The 21,968-nt window shown below is 60.9% G+C and carries 20 protein-coding genes, 1 pseudogene and 2 riboswitches; of the genes and pseudogenes, 11 read left to right on the top strand and 10 right to left on the bottom strand.

The annotated features are described in order from the left end of the window. The first annotated feature begins 41 nt into the window (after window positions 1-41). From K3175_RS05525 to mmsB, 11 genes are all read left to right on the top strand, one after another. Window positions 42-1,115: a PLP-dependent cysteine synthase family protein gene (locus tag K3175_RS05525; RefSeq protein WP_221542405.1), complete on the top strand. Its 1,074-nt coding sequence runs from the start codon at window positions 42-44 to the stop codon at window positions 1,113-1,115. 33 nt (window positions 1,116-1,148) lie between these two features. Then, on the top strand, window positions 1,149-2,363 hold the full coding sequence (locus K3175_RS05520) for a DUF819 family protein (protein ID WP_221542404.1): 1,215 nt from the start codon (window positions 1,149-1,151) through the stop codon (window positions 2,361-2,363). Window positions 2,364-2,463: 100 nt separating this feature from the next. Continuing rightward, window positions 2,464-3,957 carry a CoA-acylating methylmalonate-semialdehyde dehydrogenase gene (locus K3175_RS05515; RefSeq protein WP_221542403.1) on the top strand — a complete coding sequence of 498 codons (1,494 nt, stop codon included), beginning with the start codon at window positions 2,464-2,466 and terminating at the stop codon, window positions 3,955-3,957. 28 nt (window positions 3,958-3,985) lie between these two features. Continuing rightward, complete coding sequence (locus K3175_RS05510) at window positions 3,986-4,471, top strand: hypothetical protein (RefSeq protein WP_221542402.1); 486 nt, start codon at window positions 3,986-3,988, stop codon at window positions 4,469-4,471. Between the two features lie 10 nt (window positions 4,472-4,481). Next, window positions 4,482-4,775, top strand: a complete 294-nt coding sequence (locus K3175_RS05505) for an I78 family peptidase inhibitor (protein ID WP_221542401.1) — start codon at window positions 4,482-4,484, stop codon at window positions 4,773-4,775. Next, window positions 4,772-5,161 (top strand): RidA family protein, encoded by a 390-nt coding sequence (locus tag K3175_RS05500; protein WP_221542400.1) that lies wholly within the window; start codon window positions 4,772-4,774, stop codon window positions 5,159-5,161. Before K3175_RS05505 ends, K3175_RS05500 begins: the two co-directional genes overlap by 4 nt. A gap of 48 nt (window positions 5,162-5,209) precedes the next feature. After that, window positions 5,210-6,355, top strand: coding sequence for an acyl-CoA dehydrogenase family protein (locus tag K3175_RS05495; RefSeq protein WP_221542399.1), 1,146 nt, complete (start codon window positions 5,210-5,212; stop codon window positions 6,353-6,355). Next, complete coding sequence (locus K3175_RS05490; protein WP_425594828.1) at window positions 6,352-6,741, top strand: VOC family protein; 390 nt, start codon at window positions 6,352-6,354, stop codon at window positions 6,739-6,741. The genes K3175_RS05495 and K3175_RS05490 overlap by 4 nt, the downstream gene beginning before the upstream one ends. After that, on the top strand, window positions 6,738-7,787 hold the full coding sequence (locus K3175_RS05485; RefSeq protein ID WP_221542398.1) for an enoyl-CoA hydratase/isomerase family protein: 1,050 nt from the start codon (window positions 6,738-6,740) through the stop codon (window positions 7,785-7,787). The genes K3175_RS05490 and K3175_RS05485 overlap by 4 nt, the downstream gene beginning before the upstream one ends. 115 nt (window positions 7,788-7,902) lie before the next feature. Further along, window positions 7,903-8,688, top strand: coding sequence for an enoyl-CoA hydratase-related protein (locus tag K3175_RS05480; RefSeq protein WP_221542397.1), 786 nt, complete (start codon window positions 7,903-7,905; stop codon window positions 8,686-8,688). A 133-nt stretch (window positions 8,689-8,821) separates the two neighbouring features. Continuing rightward, the gene (mmsB, locus tag K3175_RS05475) at window positions 8,822-9,688 is read left to right on the top strand and encodes a 3-hydroxyisobutyrate dehydrogenase (RefSeq protein WP_221542396.1); all 867 of its coding nucleotides are present in this window, start codon (window positions 8,822-8,824) and stop codon (window positions 9,686-9,688) included. Here mmsB and K3175_RS05470 read toward each other — a convergent pair. The 10 genes and pseudogenes from K3175_RS05470 to K3175_RS05425 all read right to left on the bottom strand — a co-directional run bounded on the left by K3175_RS05470 (window position 9,675) and on the right by K3175_RS05425 (window position 21,938). Further along, window positions 9,675-10,400 (bottom strand): Nmad3 family putative nucleotide modification protein, encoded by a 726-nt coding sequence (locus K3175_RS05470; protein WP_221542395.1) that lies wholly within the window; start codon window positions 10,398-10,400, stop codon window positions 9,675-9,677. The genes mmsB and K3175_RS05470 overlap by 14 nt on opposite strands. A 16-nt stretch (window positions 10,401-10,416) precedes the next feature. Continuing rightward, window positions 10,417-12,027: an aminomethyl-transferring glycine dehydrogenase subunit GcvPB gene (gene gcvPB, locus K3175_RS05465; protein WP_425594831.1), complete on the bottom strand. Its 1,611-nt coding sequence runs from the start codon at window positions 12,025-12,027 to the stop codon at window positions 10,417-10,419. 56 nt (window positions 12,028-12,083) lie between these two features. Beyond that, the gene (gene gcvPA / locus K3175_RS05460) at window positions 12,084-13,451 is read right to left on the bottom strand and encodes an aminomethyl-transferring glycine dehydrogenase subunit GcvPA (RefSeq protein ID WP_221542393.1); all 1,368 of its coding nucleotides are present in this window, start codon (window positions 13,449-13,451) and stop codon (window positions 12,084-12,086) included. Window positions 13,452-13,486: 35 nt separating this feature from the next. Then, on the bottom strand, window positions 13,487-13,858 hold the full coding sequence (gcvH, locus tag K3175_RS05455; protein ID WP_221542392.1) for a glycine cleavage system protein GcvH: 372 nt from the start codon (window positions 13,856-13,858) through the stop codon (window positions 13,487-13,489). 5 nt (window positions 13,859-13,863) lie between these two features. After that, a complete protein-coding gene (gene gcvT / locus K3175_RS05450) occupies window positions 13,864-15,036 on the bottom strand; it encodes a glycine cleavage system aminomethyltransferase GcvT (RefSeq protein ID WP_247710749.1) in 1,173 nt (390 codons plus the stop codon). A gap of 52 nt (window positions 15,037-15,088) precedes the next feature. Continuing rightward, a riboswitch (glycine riboswitch) is annotated at window positions 15,089-15,190 on the bottom strand. Then, window positions 15,191-15,288: riboswitch (glycine riboswitch) on the bottom strand. Window positions 15,289-15,360: 72 nt separating this feature from the next. Continuing rightward, complete coding sequence (locus K3175_RS05445) at window positions 15,361-16,200, bottom strand: sulfite exporter TauE/SafE family protein (RefSeq protein WP_221542390.1); 840 nt, start codon at window positions 16,198-16,200, stop codon at window positions 15,361-15,363. 77 nt (window positions 16,201-16,277) lie between these two features. Further along, window positions 16,278-19,028 (bottom strand): annotated as a pseudogene (metH, locus tag K3175_RS05440) (methionine synthase); the annotation flags it as partial. Next, complete coding sequence (locus tag K3175_RS05435; RefSeq protein WP_247710747.1) at window positions 18,995-20,044, bottom strand: homocysteine S-methyltransferase family protein; 1,050 nt, start codon at window positions 20,042-20,044, stop codon at window positions 18,995-18,997. The gene K3175_RS05435 and the pseudogene metH, both read right to left, overlap by 34 nt. Continuing rightward, a complete protein-coding gene (metF, locus tag K3175_RS05430; protein ID WP_221542389.1) occupies window positions 20,041-20,970 on the bottom strand; it encodes a methylenetetrahydrofolate reductase in 930 nt (309 codons plus the stop codon). The genes K3175_RS05435 and metF overlap by 4 nt, the downstream gene beginning before the upstream one ends. After that, entirely contained in the window at window positions 20,967-21,938 is a 972-nt protein-coding gene (locus tag K3175_RS05425) for an ArsR/SmtB family transcription factor (protein ID WP_221542388.1), read from the bottom strand. The genes metF and K3175_RS05425 overlap by 4 nt, the downstream gene beginning before the upstream one ends. Window positions 21,939-21,968: the final 30 nt, after the last annotated feature.

Below are 21,968 nucleotides of genomic sequence, written 5' to 3'. Positions count from 1 at the left end.
CGCGGGTTCCCAACTCGCCCAGACTGCCTAGAAGGCCCTGCATGGAAAACAAACGCGAATGGCTCAACTGGGCGATCGGAAGGATCGAGGCGGATTTCAACCGCTCGGCGGATACCCACCTCATTCCCCTACCCGTTCCGGCCCTGCCCGATATCGCGATCTATCTGAAAGACGAGTCCAGCCACCCGACCGGAAGCCTGAAGCACCGGCTGGCCCGCTCGTTGTTCCTCTACAGCCTGTGCAATGGCTGGATCGGCAAGAACACGGCCATCGTGGAAGCGTCGAGCGGATCGACAGCTGTCTCGGAGGCCTATTTCGCCCGCATGCTGGGCCTGCGCTTCATTGCGGTAGTGCCGCGCTCGACCGCCAAGGCCAAGATCGACGCGATTACCTTCCAGGGCGGCGAGTGCCACTTTGTCGACCGTCCCTCGGAAATCTATGAGGCCGCACATTCGCTCGCCGATAAATTGGACGGTCACTACATCGACCAGTTCACCTATGCCGAGCGCGCCACGGACTGGCGCAGCAACAACAATATCGCCGAATCCATTTTCGCGCAGATGGCCCAGGAACCTCACGCCGTTCCGCGCTGGATTGTCTGCGGCGCCGGTACGGGCGGCACGTCGGCAACCATCGGCCGCTACGCCCGCTACCACCGGCACGACACACGTTTGTGCGTCGCCGACCCCGAAGGATCGGTCTTCCACCGCCATTGGTCCGATCGGTCGGTCGATCGTATCGAGCATTCGTCCGGCTGTATCGAGGGCATCGGCCGGCAACGGGTCGAGCCAAGTTTCCTGCCCGATGTGGTCGACCGGATGGAAGTGGTCCCGGACGTCTGCTCCATCGCTGCTGCCCATGAGGTCAGCAAAAGGCTAGGGCGCAGATGCGGCGGCTCGACCGGGACGAATGTGTGGGCATGCGCCAAGATCGCAGCCGACATGGCGGAACGGGGCATGGCAGGATCGATCGTCTCGATCCTGTGTGACGATGGCAGCCGCTACGCCGACACGATTTTCGACAATGCCTGGCTTGCGGATAACGGCCTCGACATCGTACCGCAGCAGAAGAAGATAGCGCATTTCTTCGAGACAGGGACCTTCGCGGCCGGCTAGGCCTGTCTCGATACTGGAGAGGACAATCCGCCCATGATCAGCGATGATCGCATCATTCTAGGCCTCTTGGCAGCCCTGCTCGCCTTCGTGTTCGCCACGCGGGACAGGCCCGGCTGGAAGCGGTTCTACGTCTTCGTTCCGATCATACTGGTTTGCTATCTGGTTCCCTCGCTCTTCGTGACGTCCGGCTTGATCGATACTTCGGACAGCCAGCTCTGGCCGATCGCCAAGGATTATTTCCTGCCCGCCGCGCTGTTTCTGATGACGCTCAGCATCGACATCAAGGGGATCATCGGCCTTGGCAGCAAGGCCATCATCATGTTCCTGACCGCCACTGTCGGCATCATTATCGGTGGGCCTCTAGCGCTGTGGATCGTGGCGCAATTCGACCCGAGCGTCATCGGCGCAGGCGACACCGCAGCCTGGAGGGGTCTGGCGACACTCGCGGGCAGCTGGATTGGCGGCGGGGCTAACCAGACGGCAATGCTCGAAGTCTATGGCTATCCGCTGGAGAACTTCTCCGCCCTGCTGGCCGTAGACATCATCGTGGCGGAAATCTGGATGATCTTCCTGCTCTATGGCGCAGGTGCAACCGAACGCGTGGACCGCTGGCTCGGCGCTGATGCTTCATCCATCGAGAAGCTGCGCGACAGCATGGCGAACTACTCCGACAGTATCGAACGCGTGGCCAAGGCCAATGATTACGTTCTGCTGTTCGGCGTCGCTTTCGCCGTCGTGGGCCTTTCGCATCTGCTTGGCGGGTGGATCGGCAATTTCTTCGCCGAGCTTCAGGGCGAGGATGCAACCCTGGCAAGCGAATTCTTCTGGGTCGTCGTCATCGCCACGACCGCCGGCCTGCTTGCCAGCTTTACCCGCGCCCGCGAACTAGAAGGGGTCGGCGCGAGCAAATTCGGCGTACTGTTCATCTTCCTGCTGGTCGCCATCATCGGCACGCGAATGGATGTCACCAAGATCATGGACGCCCCTGCATTCATGGCGATCGGGGCCATCTGGATGCTGTTTCACATCCTGCTGCTTCTGGTCGTGGCCAAGATCATCAAGGCCCCGTTCTTTTTCGTGGCCGTCGGCAGTAAGGCCAATGTGGGGGGCGCAGCCTCCGCGCCGGTTGTGGCGGCGGCATTCCACCCCGCGCTGGCCCCTGTGGGCGTGTTGCTGGCTGTGCTCGGTTATGCGCTGGGCACCTATGGTGCCATACTGTGCGCGCAGCTTATGGCTGGTGTGGGTTAGCTCTCTCACTATCCCGTCCAGCTGAGGTTTCATCTGAAACCGGTTGATTTAGGACCTCTCGCTTGCCAAGGCCGTTGGCAAGAAAAGAGAGGATTTTTCCATGCGTCAGGTCGACCATTTCATTGCCGGAGACAGTCCGGCCGCCAACCGCAAGCACAAGATCTGGAACCCGTCTACCGGCGAGGTCCAGGCCGAAGTTCCTTTGGGAGGTGCGGCACTGCTTGATCAGGCTGTGACAGCAGCCAAGAAGGTGCAGCCTGAATGGGCCGCCACCAATCCGCAGCGCCGCGCCCGCGTAATGTTCAAGTTCAAGGAACTGGTCGAAGCGCATAAGCAGGAACTGGCCGAACTGCTCGCCAGCGAACACGGCAAGGTCGTGGAAGATGCGCATGGCGACGTGCAGCGCGGGCTGGAAGTGATCGAATATGCCTGCGGCATCCCGCAGGCTCTGAAGGGTGAGTACACGCAGGGTGCAGGCCCCGGCATCGATGTCTATTCGATGCGCCAGCCGCTCGGCATCGGGGCTGGTATTACCCCGTTCAACTTCCCCGCGATGATCCCGATGTGGATGTTCGGCATGGCAATCGCTGCAGGCAACGCCTTTATTCTGAAGCCGAGCGAGCGCGATCCGAGCGTGCCGGTGCGACTGGCCGAACTGTTCCTGGAAGCGGGTGCACCCGAAGGGCTTTTGCAGGTCGTCCACGGCGACAAGGAAATGGTCGATGCCATCCTCGACCACCCCGACATCCCAGCGATCAGCTTCGTCGGCTCGTCCGATATCGCGCAGTATATCTATTCCCGCGGCACGGCCAATGCGAAGCGCGTTCAGGCCTTCGGCGGAGCGAAGAACCACGGCATCGTCATGCCCGATGCCGATCTCGATCAGGTGGTCGGAGACCTGGCTGGGGCCGCCTTCGGCTCGGCCGGTGAGCGCTGCATGGCGCTGCCGGTAGTGGTACCGGTGGGCGAGGACACCGCAGAACGGCTGCGCGAGAAGCTGATCCCTGCGATCAATGCGCTGCGCGTAGGCGTTTCGACCGATGCCGAAGCGCATTACGGCCCGGTGGTCACGCCCGAGCACAAGGCGCGTGTCGAACAATGGATCGACACGGCCGAGAAGGAAGGCGCCGAAGTGGTCATCGACGGCCGCGGCTTCACCCTCCAGGGGCATGAGAACGGCTTCTTTGTCGGTCCGACCCTGCTCGACCGCGTCACGCCTGATATGGAAAGCTACAAGGAAGAAATCTTCGGCCCGGTTCTCCAGATCGTGCGCGCGAAGGATTTCGAAGAAGCCGTGCGCCTGCCGAGCGAACACCAGTATGGCAATGGCGTCGCCATCTTCACCCGGAACGGCCACGCCGCGCGCGAATTCGCCAGCCGCGTGAATGTCGGCATGGTCGGTATCAACGTGCCGATCCCGGTTCCAGTCAGCTATCACAGCTTTGGCGGATGGAAGCGTTCCGGCTTCGGTGACATCGATCAATACGGCATGGAAGGCCTGAAGTTCTGGACCAAGGCCAAGAAGGTCACCCAGCGCTGGCCCGATGGCGGCGGCGACGGGTCGAACGCCTTCGTCATCCCCACCATGGGATAGATCGGCCGGGCGGAGCATTGGGGGCAGTATGATGAAAAACCTGCCGCTATGCTCCGCCCTGCCCGTCGCCCTGCTGGCACTCGCAGGCTGCACCGCCGCTGATGAGACCACCTCGCAGGACGATGAGACAATGATTCCGGTCGAGCCCGACGGAGGGATTGGCGATGGTGCAGAACCGCTCCCCGAAACCGAGCAGGAGACTATCCCCCGCGCACTTCATGGCAGGTGGGGTCTGGCCCCGGGCGATTGCACCGACGAAGACGGCGACGCCAAGGGAGCGCTCGAAATTTCGGCCACAAAGCTGCGTTTCTATGAATCGCAGGCCGCGATTGCCGAAATAAAAGAAAAAGGCGATGATAATATCCGTGCCATCTTCGACTTCGCGGGCGAAGGTCAGAATTGGCAGCGGGAGATCAATCTTCACCTAAATGAAAGCAGCACCCGACTAATACGCGAAGAATACGGTGAGGATGCAATGTCCGACCCGCTGACTTATACCAAATGCCCCGTCTGAGGAGACACTGATGAAAGCGTATGTTCTATCCCTTGCCGCCCTTCCCCTTGCTGCTTGCGCAACCACCGGTGGTGATATGACATCGCCTTCTGCCGGGGGCGGCATTTGTGAGGCAGACGCTCTCCAGACATATGTCGGTCAGAAGGCCGACGCTGACATCGGTGCGAAAATCCTCGCCGAAAGCGGTGCGAAGACGCTTCGCTGGGGCGCACCGGGCACGATGTGGACGATGGATTATCGCGAAGACCGCGTGAATGTGCGGTATGACGCCGCCATGATCATCACCGAAGTAAAATGCGGATGAGTAATCGGGGGCGGGCTTTCACAGGCTCGCCCTATGAAGCAAAGTTCGGTTTCGCCCGCGCAGTGCGCGTGGGCGACCGGATCGTGGTTGCAGGCACGGGTCCGGTAGAGGACGACGGCAGCACCACGCCAGGCGACGCTGCCGCGCAGGCGGATCGTTGTTTCACCTTGATCCTGCGCGCGATCGAACAGCTTGGCGGCAGCGCCGGCGATGTCGTGCGAACGCGCATGTTTCTGACCGACTTCAGTGATCAAGAAGTGGTCGGCGCGGTACATTCCCGATTTTTCGGAGCGAAGCCGCCAGCCGCAACGATGGTCGGTTGCGCGTGGCTTTGCCGCAAGGAGTGGAAAGTCGAAATCGAGGCCGAAGCAATCGTTTCCGCCTAGCCTGCCGCCCCCTTCCCTTGCCCCGATGGGCGGGCTAGAGCGCTGCCCATGACAGGACAATTTCAGCTTACCGAAGAGCAGCTCGCCATCCAGGAAATGGCCCAGCGCTTTACCGCCGACAATATCACACCTCATGCGGGCGAATGGGACGAAACATCGCACTTCCCGCGCGATGTGATCAAGCGCACTGCCGAACTCGGATTCGGTGCGATCTATGTCTCGGAGGAGAGCGGCGGCATCGGCTTGGGCCGGCTGGAAGCGGCTCTCATCATGGAAGCCATGGCCTATGGCTGCCCTACCACCAGCGCCTTCATCTCAATCCACAACATGGCCAGCTGGATGATCGACAGCTTCGGCGGCGAAGAGGTCAAGGAGCGCTACCTGCCCGATCTCGTCAGCATGAAAAAGCTGGCCAGCTACTGCCTCACCGAACCGGGCAGCGGCTCGGACGCGGCGGGATTGAAGACCAATGCCGTGCTGGATGGCGACCATTACGTGCTGAATGGCACCAAGCAGTTCATCTCCGGCGGCGGCGTCAACGACATCTATGTCACCATGGTCCGCACTGGCGAGCACAAGACAAAGGGCATCACCTGCCTGGTGATCGACAAGGACACGCCCGGCGTATCTTTCGGCAAGCCGGAGAAGAAGCTCGGCTGGAACGCCAGCCCGACCGCGCAGGTGATCTTCGAGGACGCCCGCGTGCCCGTGGCCAACCGCGTGGGCGACGAAGGTGAAGGTTTCCGCTTCGCCATGATGGGGCTCGACGGCGGGCGGTTGAACATCGGCGCCTGTTCGCTGGGCGGGGCGCAGCGCTGCCTAGACGAAGCGGTGGCCTATACCAAGGACCGCAAGCAGTTCGACACGCCGATCGCCGATTTCCAGAACACCCAGTTCATGCTCGCCGACATGGCGACCGATCTGGAGGCGGCGCGGGCCCTGCTCTATCTCGCCGCCGCCAAGGTGACCGAAAATGCGCCCGACAAGTCGCGCTTCTCGGCCATGGCCAAGCGGCTCGCGACCGACAATGGCAGCAAGATCGTCAACGACGCGCTGCAGCTGTTCGGCGGCTACGGCTATCTCAAGGAATATCCGATCGAACGCTTCTGGCGCGACCTGCGCGTGCATTCGATCCTGGAAGGCACCAATCAGGTCATGCGTATGATCGTGGGCCGGGATTTGCTGCGCCAGTGAGCGGCCTTGCCATGACCACCTTCCTCGTCCCCGATTACGATGAGGGCATCGCCTTCTTCCGCGACGCGCTGGGCTTCACCCTGCTGGAAGACAGCGATCTGGGCGCGGGCAAGCGCTGGGTCGTGGTGGCTGGCGCAAGTGGCGGCAGGCTGTTGCTCGCACGCGCCACGGACGAACGCCAACGCGCTGCCATGGGCAACCAGGCCGGCGGCCGCGTCGGCTGGTTTCTGTCCAGCGACGATTTCGCCGCCGATCATGCCCGCATCGCCGCATGTGGCGTGCAATTCAGCGATGGCCCACGCGAAGAGCTCTATGGCACGGTGGCGGTCTTTACCGATCCCTGGGGCAATCGTTGGGATCTCATAGAACATAGGAAAGCAGCATGACCGACGAGGTCCATATCCACACACATGGTCGCATCGGCCACATCTCATTGAACCGCCCCAAGGCGCTGCACGCGCTGACGCTCGACATGTGCCGCGCAATGAGCAAGGCGCTGCGCGAATGGGCCGACGACGACGGGATCGAAGCGGTGATCCTCGATCACGCCGAAGGCCGCGGCTTCTGCGCCGGGGGCGATATCAATCTGCTGCGCCACTCCGCGCTGAACGATGACGGCCGAAGCGGACGCGAATTTTTCTACGACGAGTATCAGCTGAACCACCAGATGTTCTCCTATGGCAAGCCGATCGTTGCCTTCATGGACGGCATCACGATGGGCGGCGGCGTCGGCATTGCCCTGCCGTGCAAATACCGCGTCGCGACCGAACACACGCGCTTCGCCATGCCTGAAACCGGCATTGGCCTTTTCCCGGATGTCGGCGGCGGATGGCATCTCTCCCGCCTCGGCGGACGGCTGGGCCAGTTCCTGGCACTGACCGGCGCACGGTTGGACGGGGCTGAATGCCAGTTTGCAGGCCTGTCGACGCATTATCTCCCGGCGGAAAAGCTGGAAGAGGCCAAGGCTCGGATCATCGACAACCCCGCGCGCATCGGCGGCATCCTGTCGGAACTCTCGGTAACTCCGCCCGAGGCCCGAATTGAGGCGAACTGTGACCGGATAAACAAGCACTTCGCGTCCGACCGGTTCGAGGACATCCTTGCAAGTCTTGAAGCGGACGACAGTGACTGGGCAGCGAAGGAACTCGCCACGCTGCGCAGCAAGAGCCCGCAGACATGCAAGGTCGCGCTCCGCCAGTTGGCGGACAGCGCACATCTGGACAGCTTCGCCGACAACATGGCGATGGAATATCGCATCGCCAGCCGTGTGCTGACCCGCCCCGATTTCGCCGAGGGCGTACGCGCGGTGATCGTAGATAAGACGAACGATCCCAAATGGGCCCCGGCAACGCCAGAAGGCGTGAGCGATGAGCTGATCGACAGCATCTTCGCGCCGCTGCCCGCAGGCGAGGAATGGCAGCCGCTGGGATAATCCGCACCGTCATGCTGAACTTGGTTCGGCAGCCATCTCGCCCGATGAGAGGACGGTCTGGATCAAAACATGGACCCTGAAACGAGTTCAGGGTGACGACTTGAAAGGGAGCCGAATGGCCGAATACGAAACCATCACCGTCGAAACCCGCGACGCGGTCACACTGATCACGCTCGATCGGCCCAAGGCACTGAATGCGCTCAACAGCCAAGTACTCGAAGAACTGATTGACGCTTTCGCCGCCTATCAAGCCGACGAGAGCCAGCTTTGCGCCGTTCTCACCGGATCCGGCGACAAAGCCTTTGCCGCTGGCGCAGACATCAAGGAAATGAGCGAAAAGGCTTCGGCCGACTTCTATCTCGACGATTTCTTCAGCCCCTGGACCAGCGAAATCGTGAAGAAGACCCGCAAGCCATGGATCGCTGCGGTCAACGGCTTCGCGCTGGGCGGCGGCTGCGAGCTTGCCATGATGGCAGACTTCATCATCGCGTCGGAGAACGCGAAATTCGGCCAGCCCGAAATCAAGCTTGGCGTCGCTCCGGGGATGGGTGGATCACAGCGCCTGACCAAGGCGATCGGCAAGTCCAAGGCGATGCAAATGTGCCTCACTGGCCGAATGATGGATGCCGAGGAAGCGGAGCGCAGCAATCTTGTCGCTCGTGTCGTTCAACATGACAGCCTGCTGGAGGAGGCGATGAAGACCGCTAAGCAGATTGCCAGCATGCCGCCGATGGCCGCCATCGCGAACAAGGAAATGGTCAACGCCGCCTTCGAGACCAGCCTCGACCAAGGGCTCATCATCGAGCGGCGCATCTTCCAGATTCTCGCAGCGAGCGAGGACAAGAAGGAAGGTATGGCTGCCTTCGTTGAAAAACGTGAAGGCAAGTGGAAGGGGCGGTAATCGCCATTTGGGCTTCTCGCCTCTGCGAGGAGCCTGACAGGGAAGCAGGCTAGTCGCCACGCTTGATGAATCATCAGGATTGAATTGCTTCCGAGCTTCGCCGCTCGCCACGATAATTGAGAGAGGATAAATTATGAGAATCGCCTTCATCGGCCTCGGCAATATGGGCGGCGGAATGGCCGCTAACCTCGTGAAAGCGGGACACGAGGTGAATGCCTTTGACTTGTCGGAAGAAGCGCTTGCCGCAGCAAAGGACAATGGCTGCGCGCCGTTCACCGATGCAGGCGAGGCTGTGCAAGGTGTCGACGGGGTGGTGACCATGCTCCCCAACGGTGAGATCGTGAGGGCGGTCTACGAAGGCAGCGTGATCGGCAAGGCTCCTAATGGCGCAGTGTTACTCGACTGCTCAACCATCGATGTCGCCACTGCCAAGGAAGTCACTGCCCGCGCCGAAGCTGCCGGATACGACATGGTCGATGCACCTGTTTCGGGCGGCATCGCGGCAGCCAATGGTGGCACGCTCACCTTCATGGTAGGCGGAACCGAGAAAGCGTTCGCGCGCGCCGAAGAGGTGCTACAATCAATGGGCAAGGCCGTTATTCACGCAGGCGATGCAGGAGCGGGCCAGACGGCAAAGATCTGCAACAACATGCTGCTCGCCATTTCGATGATCGGCACGGCAGAAGCGATGAAGATGGCCGAGAAACTCGGGCTTGATCCGCAGAAGTTCTACGAGATTTCGAGTCAGTCTTCTGGTTATTGCTGGTCATTAAATGCCTACACGCCGATGCCCGGTGTGGGTGCCGAAAGCCCGGCGGATAATGACTACAAAGGCGGCTTTGCCACGGCGCTGATGCTCAAGGACCTGCGCCTCGCTATGGATGCGTCGGAAGATGTCGGCGCGACCACAGTATTGGGTGCGAAAGCCGCCGAGATCTACGAGAAGCTTGCCGAGGAAAACGGCGGACTCGACTTCTCCTCGGTGATCAAGACGCTTTAAGTTCGTCCAGGACCCGCGCGAGCCATTCGCGCGGGGCTTTTCGCCGGCCGATATCGGCGACGAATTCCTGTCCCCGCGCGACGCTCTTCAGCCTGCCGCCGCGCAGCCAGCGATCTGCGCGGTCGTGGTAGGAAAGCCCGCCTCGCTTCAACCATTGAGGGCGGTGCCAGAGCGATGGCGGACCGCCCGGCACGGTGAGACGAAGCGCATCTGCGGCCCGGAGAGCGGTACCACCGGAGCCTGTATAGACGCAGTCGTTCGGTCCATGCATTTTCAGCGCATGCGGATGTCCCGCCTCGACGAGCCAGTCCGGCACACCGAGCGAAAGATCGATTACCTCACCGACTTCCAGCCAGCCAAAAATGCGATGATGCGGCTCTTCCGTATCTTCTTCTCGAAACAAGCCGAAGAAGAGGAAAACATCTCCGAGCCCGACGCCCTGATTCCGCAAATGGGTCTGCGCCGCGCCGACTTGTCCGAATAGGCAGGTGCCATCTTCACGGAACATCGGATCGTAGTGGCAAAGGTCATCTGCGCACAGCTTTCCCTTGCTGGCTTTCTCCGCATGTTTTCCCAGCCCTATATCGCCATACCGGGTGCGCGATGCCCCACTGGCCGGGATCGGCAGACTCAATGGCCGCCCGGCCACGATCGGCGAAGGCCCGCCGCCCGATGCGCTATCGAACCCCTTGCGGCTGAAAACGATCTTCATCGCCGCAGGACAGGCATTACCGCCCGCCCTGCTCGCTCAGCGTCGGTGTGCCTGCAGGCGGGTTCGGCTCTTCCCAAGCTAGTACCGGCTTTCTTGCCGCCAAAGTTTCGTCGAGCCGGCGACGCGGCGCATAATACGGCGCTGTCTTCAGGCTTTCATCGCCTGTCTTTGCCCGTTCCGCCACGCTGCGCAGCGCCATTATGAACTGGTCCAGCGCGGCCTTGCTTTCGGTCTCGGTCGGCTCGATGAGCATTGCGCCGTGCACCACCAGCGGGAAATACATGGTCATCGGGTGGTAGCCTTCGTCGATCAACGCCTTGGCGAGATCGAGCGTTGAAACGCCCTCGGCGAAACCCTTGTCGCTGAACAATGCCTCATGCATGCACGGCCCGCTGTGACCGAAAGGCGCGTCGAGAACGTCTTCCAGGCTGCGCAGCACATAGTTTGCATTGAGCACCGCATCTTCCGCCACCTGCTTCAGCCCGTCAGCCCCATGACTGAGGATGTAGGCGAGCGCGCGGGTGAACATGCCCATCTGGCCGTGGAACGCGGTCATGCGCCCGAAATGGGCAAGCTGACGGCCGAAATGCTCTTGAGCGAAGGCCTCGGCGTCTTCTTCCTCGACGAGATGCACGACACCGTCCTCAGTTCGCGCCGTATAAGGTAGCGGCATGAAAGGTGCGAGCGCTTCGGACAACACCACCGGCCCCGATCCGGGGCCGCCGCCGCCATGCGGGGTGGAGAAAGTCTTGTGGAGGTTGATGTGCATCGCATCGACACCGAGATCGCCCGGACGGACCTTGCCGACGATGGCGTTGAAGTTCGCGCCGTCGCAATAAACGAAGCCGCCCGCATCATGGACCGCATCGGAAATAGCCTTTAGGTCGCGCTCGAACAGGCCGAGTGTAGAAGGGTTGGTGATCATCACACCGGCAACATCGGGACCGAGACGGCCCTTAAGCGCATCGAGGTCCACCCGGCCATCCGCATTGGCAGGAATGTCCTCGATCTCGTATCCGGCAAAGGCGGCGGTGGCGGGATTGGTGCCATGCGCGCTTTCGGGCACAAGGATCACCTTGCGCGCATCGCCGCGAGCTTCAAGCGCGGCGCGGATGCACAGGATACCGCATAGCTCACCGTGCGCGCCTGCCTTGGGGCTCATGGCGACGCTATGCATGCCGGTCAGCTTTATCAGCCAATGCGCCAATTCGTTGGCGACTTCCAGCGCACCGCGGACCGTGTCGACCGGCTGTAGCGGGTGAACGTCGGCAAAGCCCGGCATGCGTGCAACCTTCTCGTTCAGCCGCGGATTATGCTTCATCGTGCACGATCCGAGCGGAAAGAGACCGAGGTCGATCGCATAGTTCTGACGGCTCAGACGCGTATAATGCCTGACCGTTTCAGGCTCGGTCAGACCGGGCAGGCCAATAGCGTCAGTCCGCTCGAACCCGCCAAGGCGGCTCGCCGGAGCGGACTTTGGCGGCGATGGCTGCTCGACGCCGGCGAGATCCAGCTTGGCAGCAAACTCGAAATCCACGCCGGTGGTTTCGGTCGATCCAATCTCGAACAGCAATGGCTCTTCGAGCAGCAGCGCGCGATTGCCGGTGGCGGTGTCGGGACCGCTCATTGCGTTGTGGCCTTCGACCGGTGTGCCGGGCTTCCAGCCCGATGCATTAGGCGTGCTCATGCCAGCACCTCCTCAAGTGCGGAAGCCAGCGTCTCGATGTCCTCCTCGGTGGTGGTTTCGGTGACCGCGACGAGCAAGCCCTTGCCCAGCGCGTCATTGCCCGGAAACAGGCGGCCCAGCGCCACTCCGGCGAGGACATCCTGGCTGGTCAGATCGCGCACGATCTTGCGCGCGTCGCCTTCTATCAGCAGGGTAAATTCGTTGAAAAAGCTCTCGTTGAGCACCTTGGCACCGGAAACTTTGCCGAGCCGTTCAGCAGCGATGCAGGCGAGGCGGTGGTTCTCCGTGGCGAGGCTGCGCAGGCCTTTTTCACCCAGCAAGGTCATATGAACGCTGAAGGCCAGCGCGCAGAGCCCCGAATTGGTGCAGATGTTGCTCGTCGCCTTTTCGCGGCGGATATGCTGCTCGCGGGTCGACAGCGTCAGGACGAAGCCGCGCTTGCCCTCCGCATCTACGGTCTCCCCGCATAGCCGGCCCGGCATCATGCGGACGTGCTTGGGGTCGCGGACGGCGAACAGCCCCAGATATGGCCCGCCAAACTGCAAACCTACGCCGATCGACTGCCCCTCGCCCACGACGATGTCGGCACCGAGTTCACCGGGCGATTTGATTGCTCCCAAAGCGACCGGCTCCGTGTTTACCGCGATCAACAAGGCGCCCTTGTCATGCGCAGCCTCGGCGATCTTTTCCAGGTCCGGCAGGCGACCGAAAATGTCGGGATATTGCACCACGACGCAACTGGTACTCTCGTCGATCCGGGCAATCAGACCGTCGTCATCGGGCTTTGCCGTCAGGCTCGGCGGAGCACCGGCAATCTCATCCTCGGTGAATTTCGCCATGGTCCTGACGACTTCGGCGTAATGTGGATGCAATGCGCCGGAAAGGACCACCTTGCGCTTCTTGCCTCGCGCCACGCGGCTCGCCATGGCGACGGCTTCCCAGCACGCAGTCGAACCGTCATACATGCTCGCATTGGCCACGGCGCAACCGTAAAGCCGCGCTACTTGGCTCTGAAACTCGAACAGCATCTGCAGCGTGCCCTGCGCGATTTCGGGCTGATACGGCGTGTATGCGGTCAGAAATTCGCCGCGCTGAATGATGTGGTCGACGCTCGCCGGGACATGATGGCGATAAGCTCCCGCGCCGAGGAAGAAGGCAGCGTCTGCCGCTGCGAGATTCTTCTTAGACAGACGGCGCATATGCTTCTCTACCGCCATTTCGGAGGCGTGCATCGGCAGCCCGTCGATGGGGCCGGAAAGCCGCGCCTCTTCTGGCACATCGACAAACAGCGCATCCACATCGGGCGCACCGATTTTATCAAGCATCGCCGAGCGGTCGGCGTCATTCAGCGGCAGGTAGCGCATCGATTACCTCTTATGTCCCGAAAGCGGGATGGGAATTAAAGTCCGTCGCAAAAGCTCTTGTAAGCCTTGTCGTCCATTAGACCTTCAAGTTCGGCCTTGTCCGAAACGGTCATCTTGAAGAACCAGCCGTCATCCTCGGGGGAGGAATTCACCAAAGCCGGATCGTCTTCCAGAGCCTCGTTCACTTCGACCACTTCACCCGAGAGCGGCGCGTAGACATCGCTCGCCGCCTTGACGCTTTCGACAACAGCAGCGTCCTTGCCCTTTTCGACCACGGCACCGACATCAGGCAACTCGACAAATACGATATCGCCGAGTTGGCCTTGCGCGAAATCGGTAATACCGACCGTCGCGGTTTCGCCTTCGAGGTCAATCCATTCATGTTCGTCAGTAAAATAGCGGGCCATCTCTCTCACTTTCCTCTGTGATAGCGGTGGGGAACGAAGGGCATCTTCGCGACCTTCGCGGGCAATCTCTTCTTGCGCACTTCCACCTCGAGGTCGGCTCCCTCTTCGGCGAGTGCGATATCGATGTAAGCCATGGCGATCGGTCGTTCGAGTGTAGGCGAAAACCCTCCGCTCGTAACACGGCCAACTTGCTTATCGCCGAGATAGACCAACGCACCTTCACGCGCTGGCATCCGGCCTTCGATTTGCAGGCCCACGCGCTTTTGCGCAGGGCCATTGGCAAGAACCTTGGCGACCGCTTCGTGGCCCATCCAGCCACCTTCCTCGCGGCGCTTCTTGGTCAATGCGAACCCAAGATCGGCGGCAACCGGGTCGGTGTCTTCCGTAATATCGTGCCCGTAGAGGGGTAGACCGGCTTCCAGGCGCAGGCTGTCACGCGCACCGAGTCCGATCGGACGGACTTCGATTTCGGCGCAGAGCCGATCGGCAAGGCTTTCCGCAAATTCTGCGGGCACCGAAATTTCGAAGCCATCCTCACCGGTATAGCCAGATCGCGTAATCCGCAGCGGCCATTCACCGAAATCGTGAACGACGGAGTCCATGAAAACCATGTCGTCGATGACATTGCGCATGACGCGGTTGAGTGCGGTTGCAGCGTTCGGTCCCTGAAGCGCAAGCAAGGCGCGATCGTCCATGTGGGTCAGAGTAACATCGTCGTCGAGATGTTCACGAAGGTGCGCGATGTCGTCCCACTTCATTGCCCCGTTGACGACGAGATAATAGGCAACCTGGCCCCAATGACCTTCGGTGCCCTCCTCTTCATCCCCCTCGATCCACGGGGTCGCATTGGTGACCATCAGATCATCCAGAATACCGCCGTTTTCAGCCATCAGCAGCGAGTAGCGCGTCCGTCCGGGCTTGAGTGAGGCGATGGCGCCGGGGAGCAACTTCTCCAGCTCCTCTGCCGCTTTTTCGCCAGTCACCATCAACTGGCCCATGTGACTCACATCGAACAGGCCCGCCTGGTCCCTCGTCCAGTTGTGCTCTACCACGATGCCTTCATACTGTATCGGCATCTCATAGCCTGCAAAGGGCACCATGCGCGCGCCCTTGCGCCGATGCCAGCTATCCAGCGGCAGCGTCTGCATCTCGTCGATGATTTCGTTTTCGTCGCTCAAATCCCGTCCTTCGCAAGCATGGGAGCGCACCATCCGGTCCGCCAAACCAACCCATGCCCCCTCTGTCGGGAAACCTGAGAGACTGGCGCACGATCGGGTGCGCTTACCCCTTCGGTGGCCGACACAGAAGTGGCGGCGCTTTCCAGAGTGTCGATGGCAGCGCACGGTCCGTGTGCCTGAGAGTTTCCGGGGCGGTTGCTCCTTCGGCGCCGTACGGGCGCAAACCCGCAAGGACTCTCCCGTGCGTGCCTGCTCAGAATCGCTCCTGCAGCCGACAGTTACGCCCTGCGCGATACTGTACGCCCGGTCAATTGGCCAATTGGCTCAATTCGCGTTCGACCACAGCAAATAGAGCGCCGAGGCGACGATCCAGCCGCCATCCAGTGTTTTCAGTCGGCGGGCGCCCAGCCACAGGGCGATTGGGCGAGCGAGGAAACCTCCGAGTATGGCCCCGGGTACTGCGAGCAACACCACTTCCCATGGAACCGATCCGGCCTGAACGTGCCACAGCGATCCGGCGATGACGCTGACGGCAGAGATCACGCATGCCGCGCCCGTGCACAGGAGCACGGGATAATGGCGGATGAAAAGGTAATGAGCGACGAGTTCGCCGATACCGACCGAGAACAGCGCAGTAAGGATTCCCCCCGGAATGGCGAGCAAGAGGACTACTGCAAGATCAGCTCGCTCAAGCCGGTCTTTTTCGCCGCGTTTGAAATTGAAGGTCCAGGTCGAGGCGATGAGAGCCAAGCCGAGAAGGATCGAGAAGAGCTTGTAGGCGGTAAGAACAGCATGCTGGTCGAGCTGGGCCCATCGTTGAGTAACGAGCATGGCCGGGAGCGAAAGCGCCATTACTGCCAGGCATACAGCAAAGAAATCGCGGGGCCTGACCGTGGCATGCAGTTCATCCGGGAGCGGCTGATGATACAGCCGGTCGGTCCATCGCAGGGCTCCCATGGTCATGCCGAAACTCTGTATGCACATCGAGATGCCGACAATCTGCAGCGGCTGCAGATCAAGCTCGCCGAGCTCCCGGAGCGCGTTGAAAACGGGAACGAAGACAACCCCACCCCCGGTACCCGAGGTATTGGCAATGACTGCCCCGATCACCCCGATGCCGGGCAGAAACCAGAGCGTGGACAGAAGCTCGGAATTGTAGCTCACGCTCAACCACAGCGCAGCATAGGCGAGGAGAAGGACGCTCCCGCCAACCAGGACTAAGCGCCCTGCCGGCCAAGCGTTCAATCGAGGTTCGGGCGCAGCCATCGTTCGGCTGTCGCCATATCGACACCGCGGCGGAGCGCATAGTCTTCAAGCTGATCTCGCCCGACAGTCGCCACCCCGAAATATGAACTGTCCGGATGAGCGAAATAAAAGCCGCTTACCGCCGCGGTAGGCAGCATGGCGAAGCTCTCGGTCAGAACCAGACCCGTGTGTTCCTCAGCATTGAGCATCTCGAACAAGAGAGGTTTGAGGCTGTGGTCCGGACATGCGGGATATCCGGGGGCCGGACGGATACCCCGATACTCTTCCTTGATGAGCGCTTCGTTGGTGAATTGTTCGTCCGGCGCGTAACCCCACAGATCCATCCGGACGTGCTGATGCAACCGTTCGGCAAAGGCTTCGGCGAAGCGGTCTGCCAAAGCTTTCAGCATGATGTCCGAATAGTCGTCATTGGCGGCTTTGAAGCGCGCCGAAGGTTCATCGATACCATGAATTCCTACCGCGAATCCGCCGATCCAGTCGCCCGATGGATCGATGAAATCCGTCAGACAGAAATTGGCCCGATCCCGGCTTTTGTGAACCTGCTGCCTCAACATCGGCAACCGAGTGCTTTCCTCGTTGGTCCGGTCGAGATCGGGTATCGGCGCGTCGGGGAAATGCCCGCCATCCTTGCTGACGCGATCCTGGACGTGACGATGGTGGACCAAAATATCGTCACCGTCGCGGTAGCACGGCCACAGGCCGGCAACGCCCCGGGCGGTGAGCCATTTCTTGTCGATAATCTGGTCCAGCATAGCCTGGGCATCCTCCCAGAGGCTGCGTGCGCTTTCGCCGACTATTTCGTCGTCAAGGATTGCCGGGAAATTCCCATGCAATTCCCAAGCGCGGAAAAAGGGCGTCCAATCGATATATTCCCGCAATTCGGCTAGTGACCAGTCATCAAAGACGTGCAGCCCCGGCTTAGCCGGATCGGCAGGCTTTTCACTGAAATCGATTTTCGCGCCATTGGCGCGCGCGTCCCCCAACGGAAGCAGCTTGCTCTGGCCTCGGCCCGCCCGTTTCTCGCGCACGTTTTCGTAATCGTTGGCGACTTCGTCGACATAGCTATCGCGCTGAGTATCGGAGAGCAGCTTGCTCGCCACGCCAACAGCCCGACTGGCGTCTAGGACATGGATTACCGGGCCACCATAAGCGGGATCGATGCGCAAGGCGGTATGAACCTTGCTTGTCGTCGCGCCGCCGATCAGGAGCGGCATGGTCATCTGGGCGCGGCTCATCTCCTCGGCCACAGTCACCATCTCATCCAGAGAAGGCGTGATCAGTCCCGAAAGTCCGATCATGTCGGCATCATTCTCATTCGCCGCTTCAAGAATGGTCGACCACGGAACCATGACCCCAAGATCGATCACCTCGTAACCGTTGCACTGAAGCACGACGCCAACGATGTTCTTGCCGATATCGTGCACGTCGCCCTTGACGGTCGCCATGATGATCTTGCCCTTGGCTTTCGCCCCCTCTTCCTTTTCGGCTTCGATGAAGGGGATGAGATGCGCGACGGCCTTTTTCATGACGCGAGCGGATTTCACCACCTGCGGCAGGAACATCTTCCCTGACCCGAACAAGTCGCCAACCACATTCATCCCGTCCATCAGCGGGCCCTCGATAACCTCGATCGGACGGCCGCCTCGCTCGAAAATGGTTTGCCGCGCCTCTTCGGTATCATCGACGATATGCGCATCGATACCCTTCACCAACGCATGTTCGAGACGTTTGATCACATCCCAGCCGCGCCATTCAGCGGCTTCCTTTTCGGCCCGGACATCAGTGCCGCGATAGGTTTCCGCCAAGGCGATCAGACGCTCGGTTGGGCTTTGGCCTTCGGTGCGGGCGGGCCGGTTGAGGATCACATCCTCGCAGGCCTCGCGAAGCTCGGGATCAATCTGGTCATAAACGTCCAACTGGCCGGCGTTGACGATAGCCATGTCGAGCCCGACCGGAATCGCGTGATATAGGAAGACGGAATGCATCGCCCGGCGCACGGGCTCGTTGCCACGGAAACTGAACGACAGGTTCGACAGCCCCCCCGAATAATGCGCGTGCGGGCACAGCTCGCGCAATTCGGCGACCGCCTCGATAAAATCCAGGCCATAGCGATCATGCTCTTCTATTCCGGTCGCTACCGCGAAGATATTGGGATCGAAAATGATGTCCTCGGGAGGGAAGCCATCGGCCACCAGCAGATCATAAGCCCGCTTGCAGATTTCGACCTTACGTTCCTTGGTATCGGCCTGCCCCTTCTCGTCGAAAGCCATGACGACCGCCGCAGCGCCGTAATCCACGCATTTGCGCGCGTGGTGGAGGAATTGCTGCTCCCCTTCCTTCATGCTGATGGAATTGACGATCGGCTTGCCGCTGACGCATTTCAAGCCCGCTTCGATGACTTCCCATTTCGAGCTGTCAATCATGATCGGGACACGGGCGATATCTGGCTCTGCGGCAATCAGCTTGAGAAAGGTCGTCATCGCTTCGACCGCCTCCAGCAGGCCTTCGTCCATGTTGACGTCGACCACCTGAGCGCCGTTTTCGACCTGTTGTCGCGCTACTTCGACCGCAGCAGGATAGTCTCCCGCCATGATCAGCTTCTTGAAGCGCGCAGATCCGGTGACATTGGTGCGTTCGCCAATGTTGACGAAGCGGGAAGAAGAAACATCAGACACGAAGTCGTTCCAGCAAATCAGACGGCCATCTCGAACGGCTCGAGACCGGCGAGACGGGTTACGATGGGAGGCGACGGAATTTGCCGTGGCGGAAGTTTTGCAACAGCATCCACAATTGCCGCAATATGAGCCGGCGTCGAGCCGCAACACCCGCCCAGTACATTCACTTGGCCTTGATCGGCCCATTCATGCACGAAGGCGGCGGTTTCCCGCGGCATTTCGTCGTATTCGCCGAGTTCGTTGGGAAGGCCGGCATTGGGATAGACCATGATCGGGCAATCAGCGATCGCGCTCAGCGTGCGCACGTGGGGGCGCAGCTGCGTCGCGCCGAAAGAACAATTCAGACCTACTGTAAGCGGCCGCGCGTGGCGGACGGCATGCCAGAACGCCTCGACAGTGTGGCCGGAAAGGTTGCGCCCCGATAGATCGGTCAGCGTCATCGACAGCATGATTGGCACTTCGCGACCAAGGTCACGCTCCACCTGCCGGACTGCCATGATGCCAGCCTTGGCATTCAGCGTATCGAAAATGGTTTCGATCAGAATGAAGTCGGCCCCACCCTCGACCAGCGCCTCGGCCTGCTCGCGGTAGACATCCACCAATTCATCCCAATCAACCTCACGGAATCCAGGGTCGTTGACGTCGGGCGAAAGTGACAGTGTTTTGTTCGTGGGACCAATCGCCCCGGCGACGAACCTTGGCCGGCCGTCTTTCGCGACAAATTCGTCCGCAATCCGACGCGCAAGGCCGGCGCTCTCGATATTGATCTCGCGGACAAGATGTTCAGCGGCATAGTCCGCCTGACTGATGCGGTTCGCCGAGAAAGTATTCGTCTCGGCAATATCCGCTCCTGCAGCGAAATAAGCGCGGTGGATGGACTCAGGCACTTCCGGCTTGGTCAAAGCCAAAATGTCGTTATTGCCTTTCTGATCCTTCGCGAGACCGAGGGACCCGGCGTAGTCTTCTTCGGACAGCTTCCAGTTCTGGATTTCAGTGCCGAATGCACCGTCTACGATCAGGATGCGCTTGGAGGACTCCTGAAGGAAGACTTCGCGAACCGACGTCATGCCTTTTCCCCTTGCGGGCGCACACCGAGCATATGGCAGATGGCGTAGCTCAGCTCGGCGCGGTTCAGCGTGTAGAAGTGGAATTGCCGCACTCCGCCAGCATAAAGCCGCCGGCACATCTCCGCGGCGATAGTTGCGCTAACCAGTTGGCGCGCTTCGGGCCGATCGTCGAGGCCGTCGAAGAGGCCTTCCATCCATTCGGGAATTGCTGTCCCGCACAATCCGCTCATGCGCTGCACGGCGGCAAAGCTCAGGACCGGCATGATCCCCGGTACGATTTCGCCCTCGATCCCTGCCGAGGCCGCCTTGTCCCTAAAATCGAAGAAGCATTCCGGTTCGAAGAAGAACTGAGTGATGGCGCGGGTCGCTCCGGCGTCGAACTTGCGCTTGAGATTGTCGAGATCTGCCTGGCGATCTGTCGAGTCGGGATGAACCTCAGGATAGGCAGCCACCGAGATTTCGAAATCGGCGATGCGCTTGAGGCCAGCGATGAGATCGGCGGCGTTCTCGTAGCCATTCGGATGGGGTGAATAGCCCTCCGCGCCATCAGGCGCGTCGCCGCGCAGTGCGACGATGTGGCGCACACCCTCATCCCAATACTCGCGGGCCACCTGATCCACTTCGTCGCGCGTTGCCCTTACGCAGGTAAGATGTGCCGCCGCCGGGACCTTCGTTTCGCTTACGATACGGCGGACCGCTTCGTGAGTGCGTTCCCGCGTGGATCCGCCTGCGCCATAGGTTACCGAGATGAAACGTGGATCGAGCGGCTCGAGCGTCTTGACGCTCTGCCAAAGCGTCTCGCCCATCTTTTCAGTCTTGGGAGGGAAGAACTCGAAGCTGACCTCGATGTCTCCGGCCAAGCCGGAGAAAAGCGGGGTTTCAAGCGCGCGCTGTGCCTCGCGCATCTGATCCAGTGTGGGGCTCATCCCGTCATCCTTTCAGCGTGCGGCCGACGCTCGGCGACCCAAATCTTGATCCCGATCTCCCCATCATCGAGCGAGACGGGAGGACGGGGTTCGAAGTCCGATTCTTCAAGAAGGTCATTCATATGGGCGTCGGCGAAGCCGAGCCTAGCGTGGGCGTATTTTTCGCGCAGCTCCTCGCGCTGATGGGCGGCGAAATCGACGATGGCGATGCGGCCGCCGCTGCGGGTCACGCGCGCGGCTTCGGCGAGCGCGGCCGCTGGGCTGTCCGCAAAATGGAGGACCTGGTGGAAGAGGACCGTATCGAACCGCGCCGCCGCGAAAGGCAGGCTGGTGAAGTCGCCCTGGACCAGCTCCACGCGCTCGGTCGGCAGATGCTGCAGCTTGGCGCGGGCCACCCGAAGCATCGCGAGGCTCTTGTCCAGCGCCACGATGTGGTCCGCCTTTTCGGCGAACAATTCCGCCATTCGCCCGGTTCCGGTTCCGATATCGAGAACCCGTCCGAGCGAAATGTCTTTCAGCGCCTTTGCCAGCGCCTGTTCGATCTGCTCGTCCGACGAATGAAGGCGGCGGACCTCGTCCCAATCATGCGCGTGCTCGGCGAAATACTCCTGCGCCTCGGCCTGGCGGGCATCGCGAATGGCGGCAAGCTTCTGGCGATCCGCCTCGCATTGCTCGCCAAAGGCGGTGTCGGTACTTTCCAGCAGCGCGAGCAATCGCGCTATCTCCGACCGGATCGCCGGATCGCCGCGCGAATCGCTGGCGGCGCGCAGGAATATCCAGCTCCCTTCACGGCGGCGCTCTGCCAGGCCGGCATCGCACAGGATACCGACATGACGCGAGGCGCGAGGCTGACTTTGCCCCAGCACCTGCGCGACTTCGCCAACCGCAAGCTCCATCGAACCAAGCAGGCGCATTATTCGCAAACGCGTGGGGTCGGCCAGAGCACGAAAGATCGTTTCGGTACGCATCGCAGCGCACATATAAAGATATTTTTATAT

Source organism: Qipengyuania aestuarii, assembly GCF_019711535.1.
In the GTDB taxonomy this organism is placed as follows: Bacteria; Pseudomonadota; Alphaproteobacteria; order Sphingomonadales; family Sphingomonadaceae; genus Qipengyuania; species Qipengyuania aestuarii.
The sequence above is the reverse complement of the archived record's forward strand: the minus strand, read 5'-3'. Positions and strand labels throughout refer to the sequence as shown.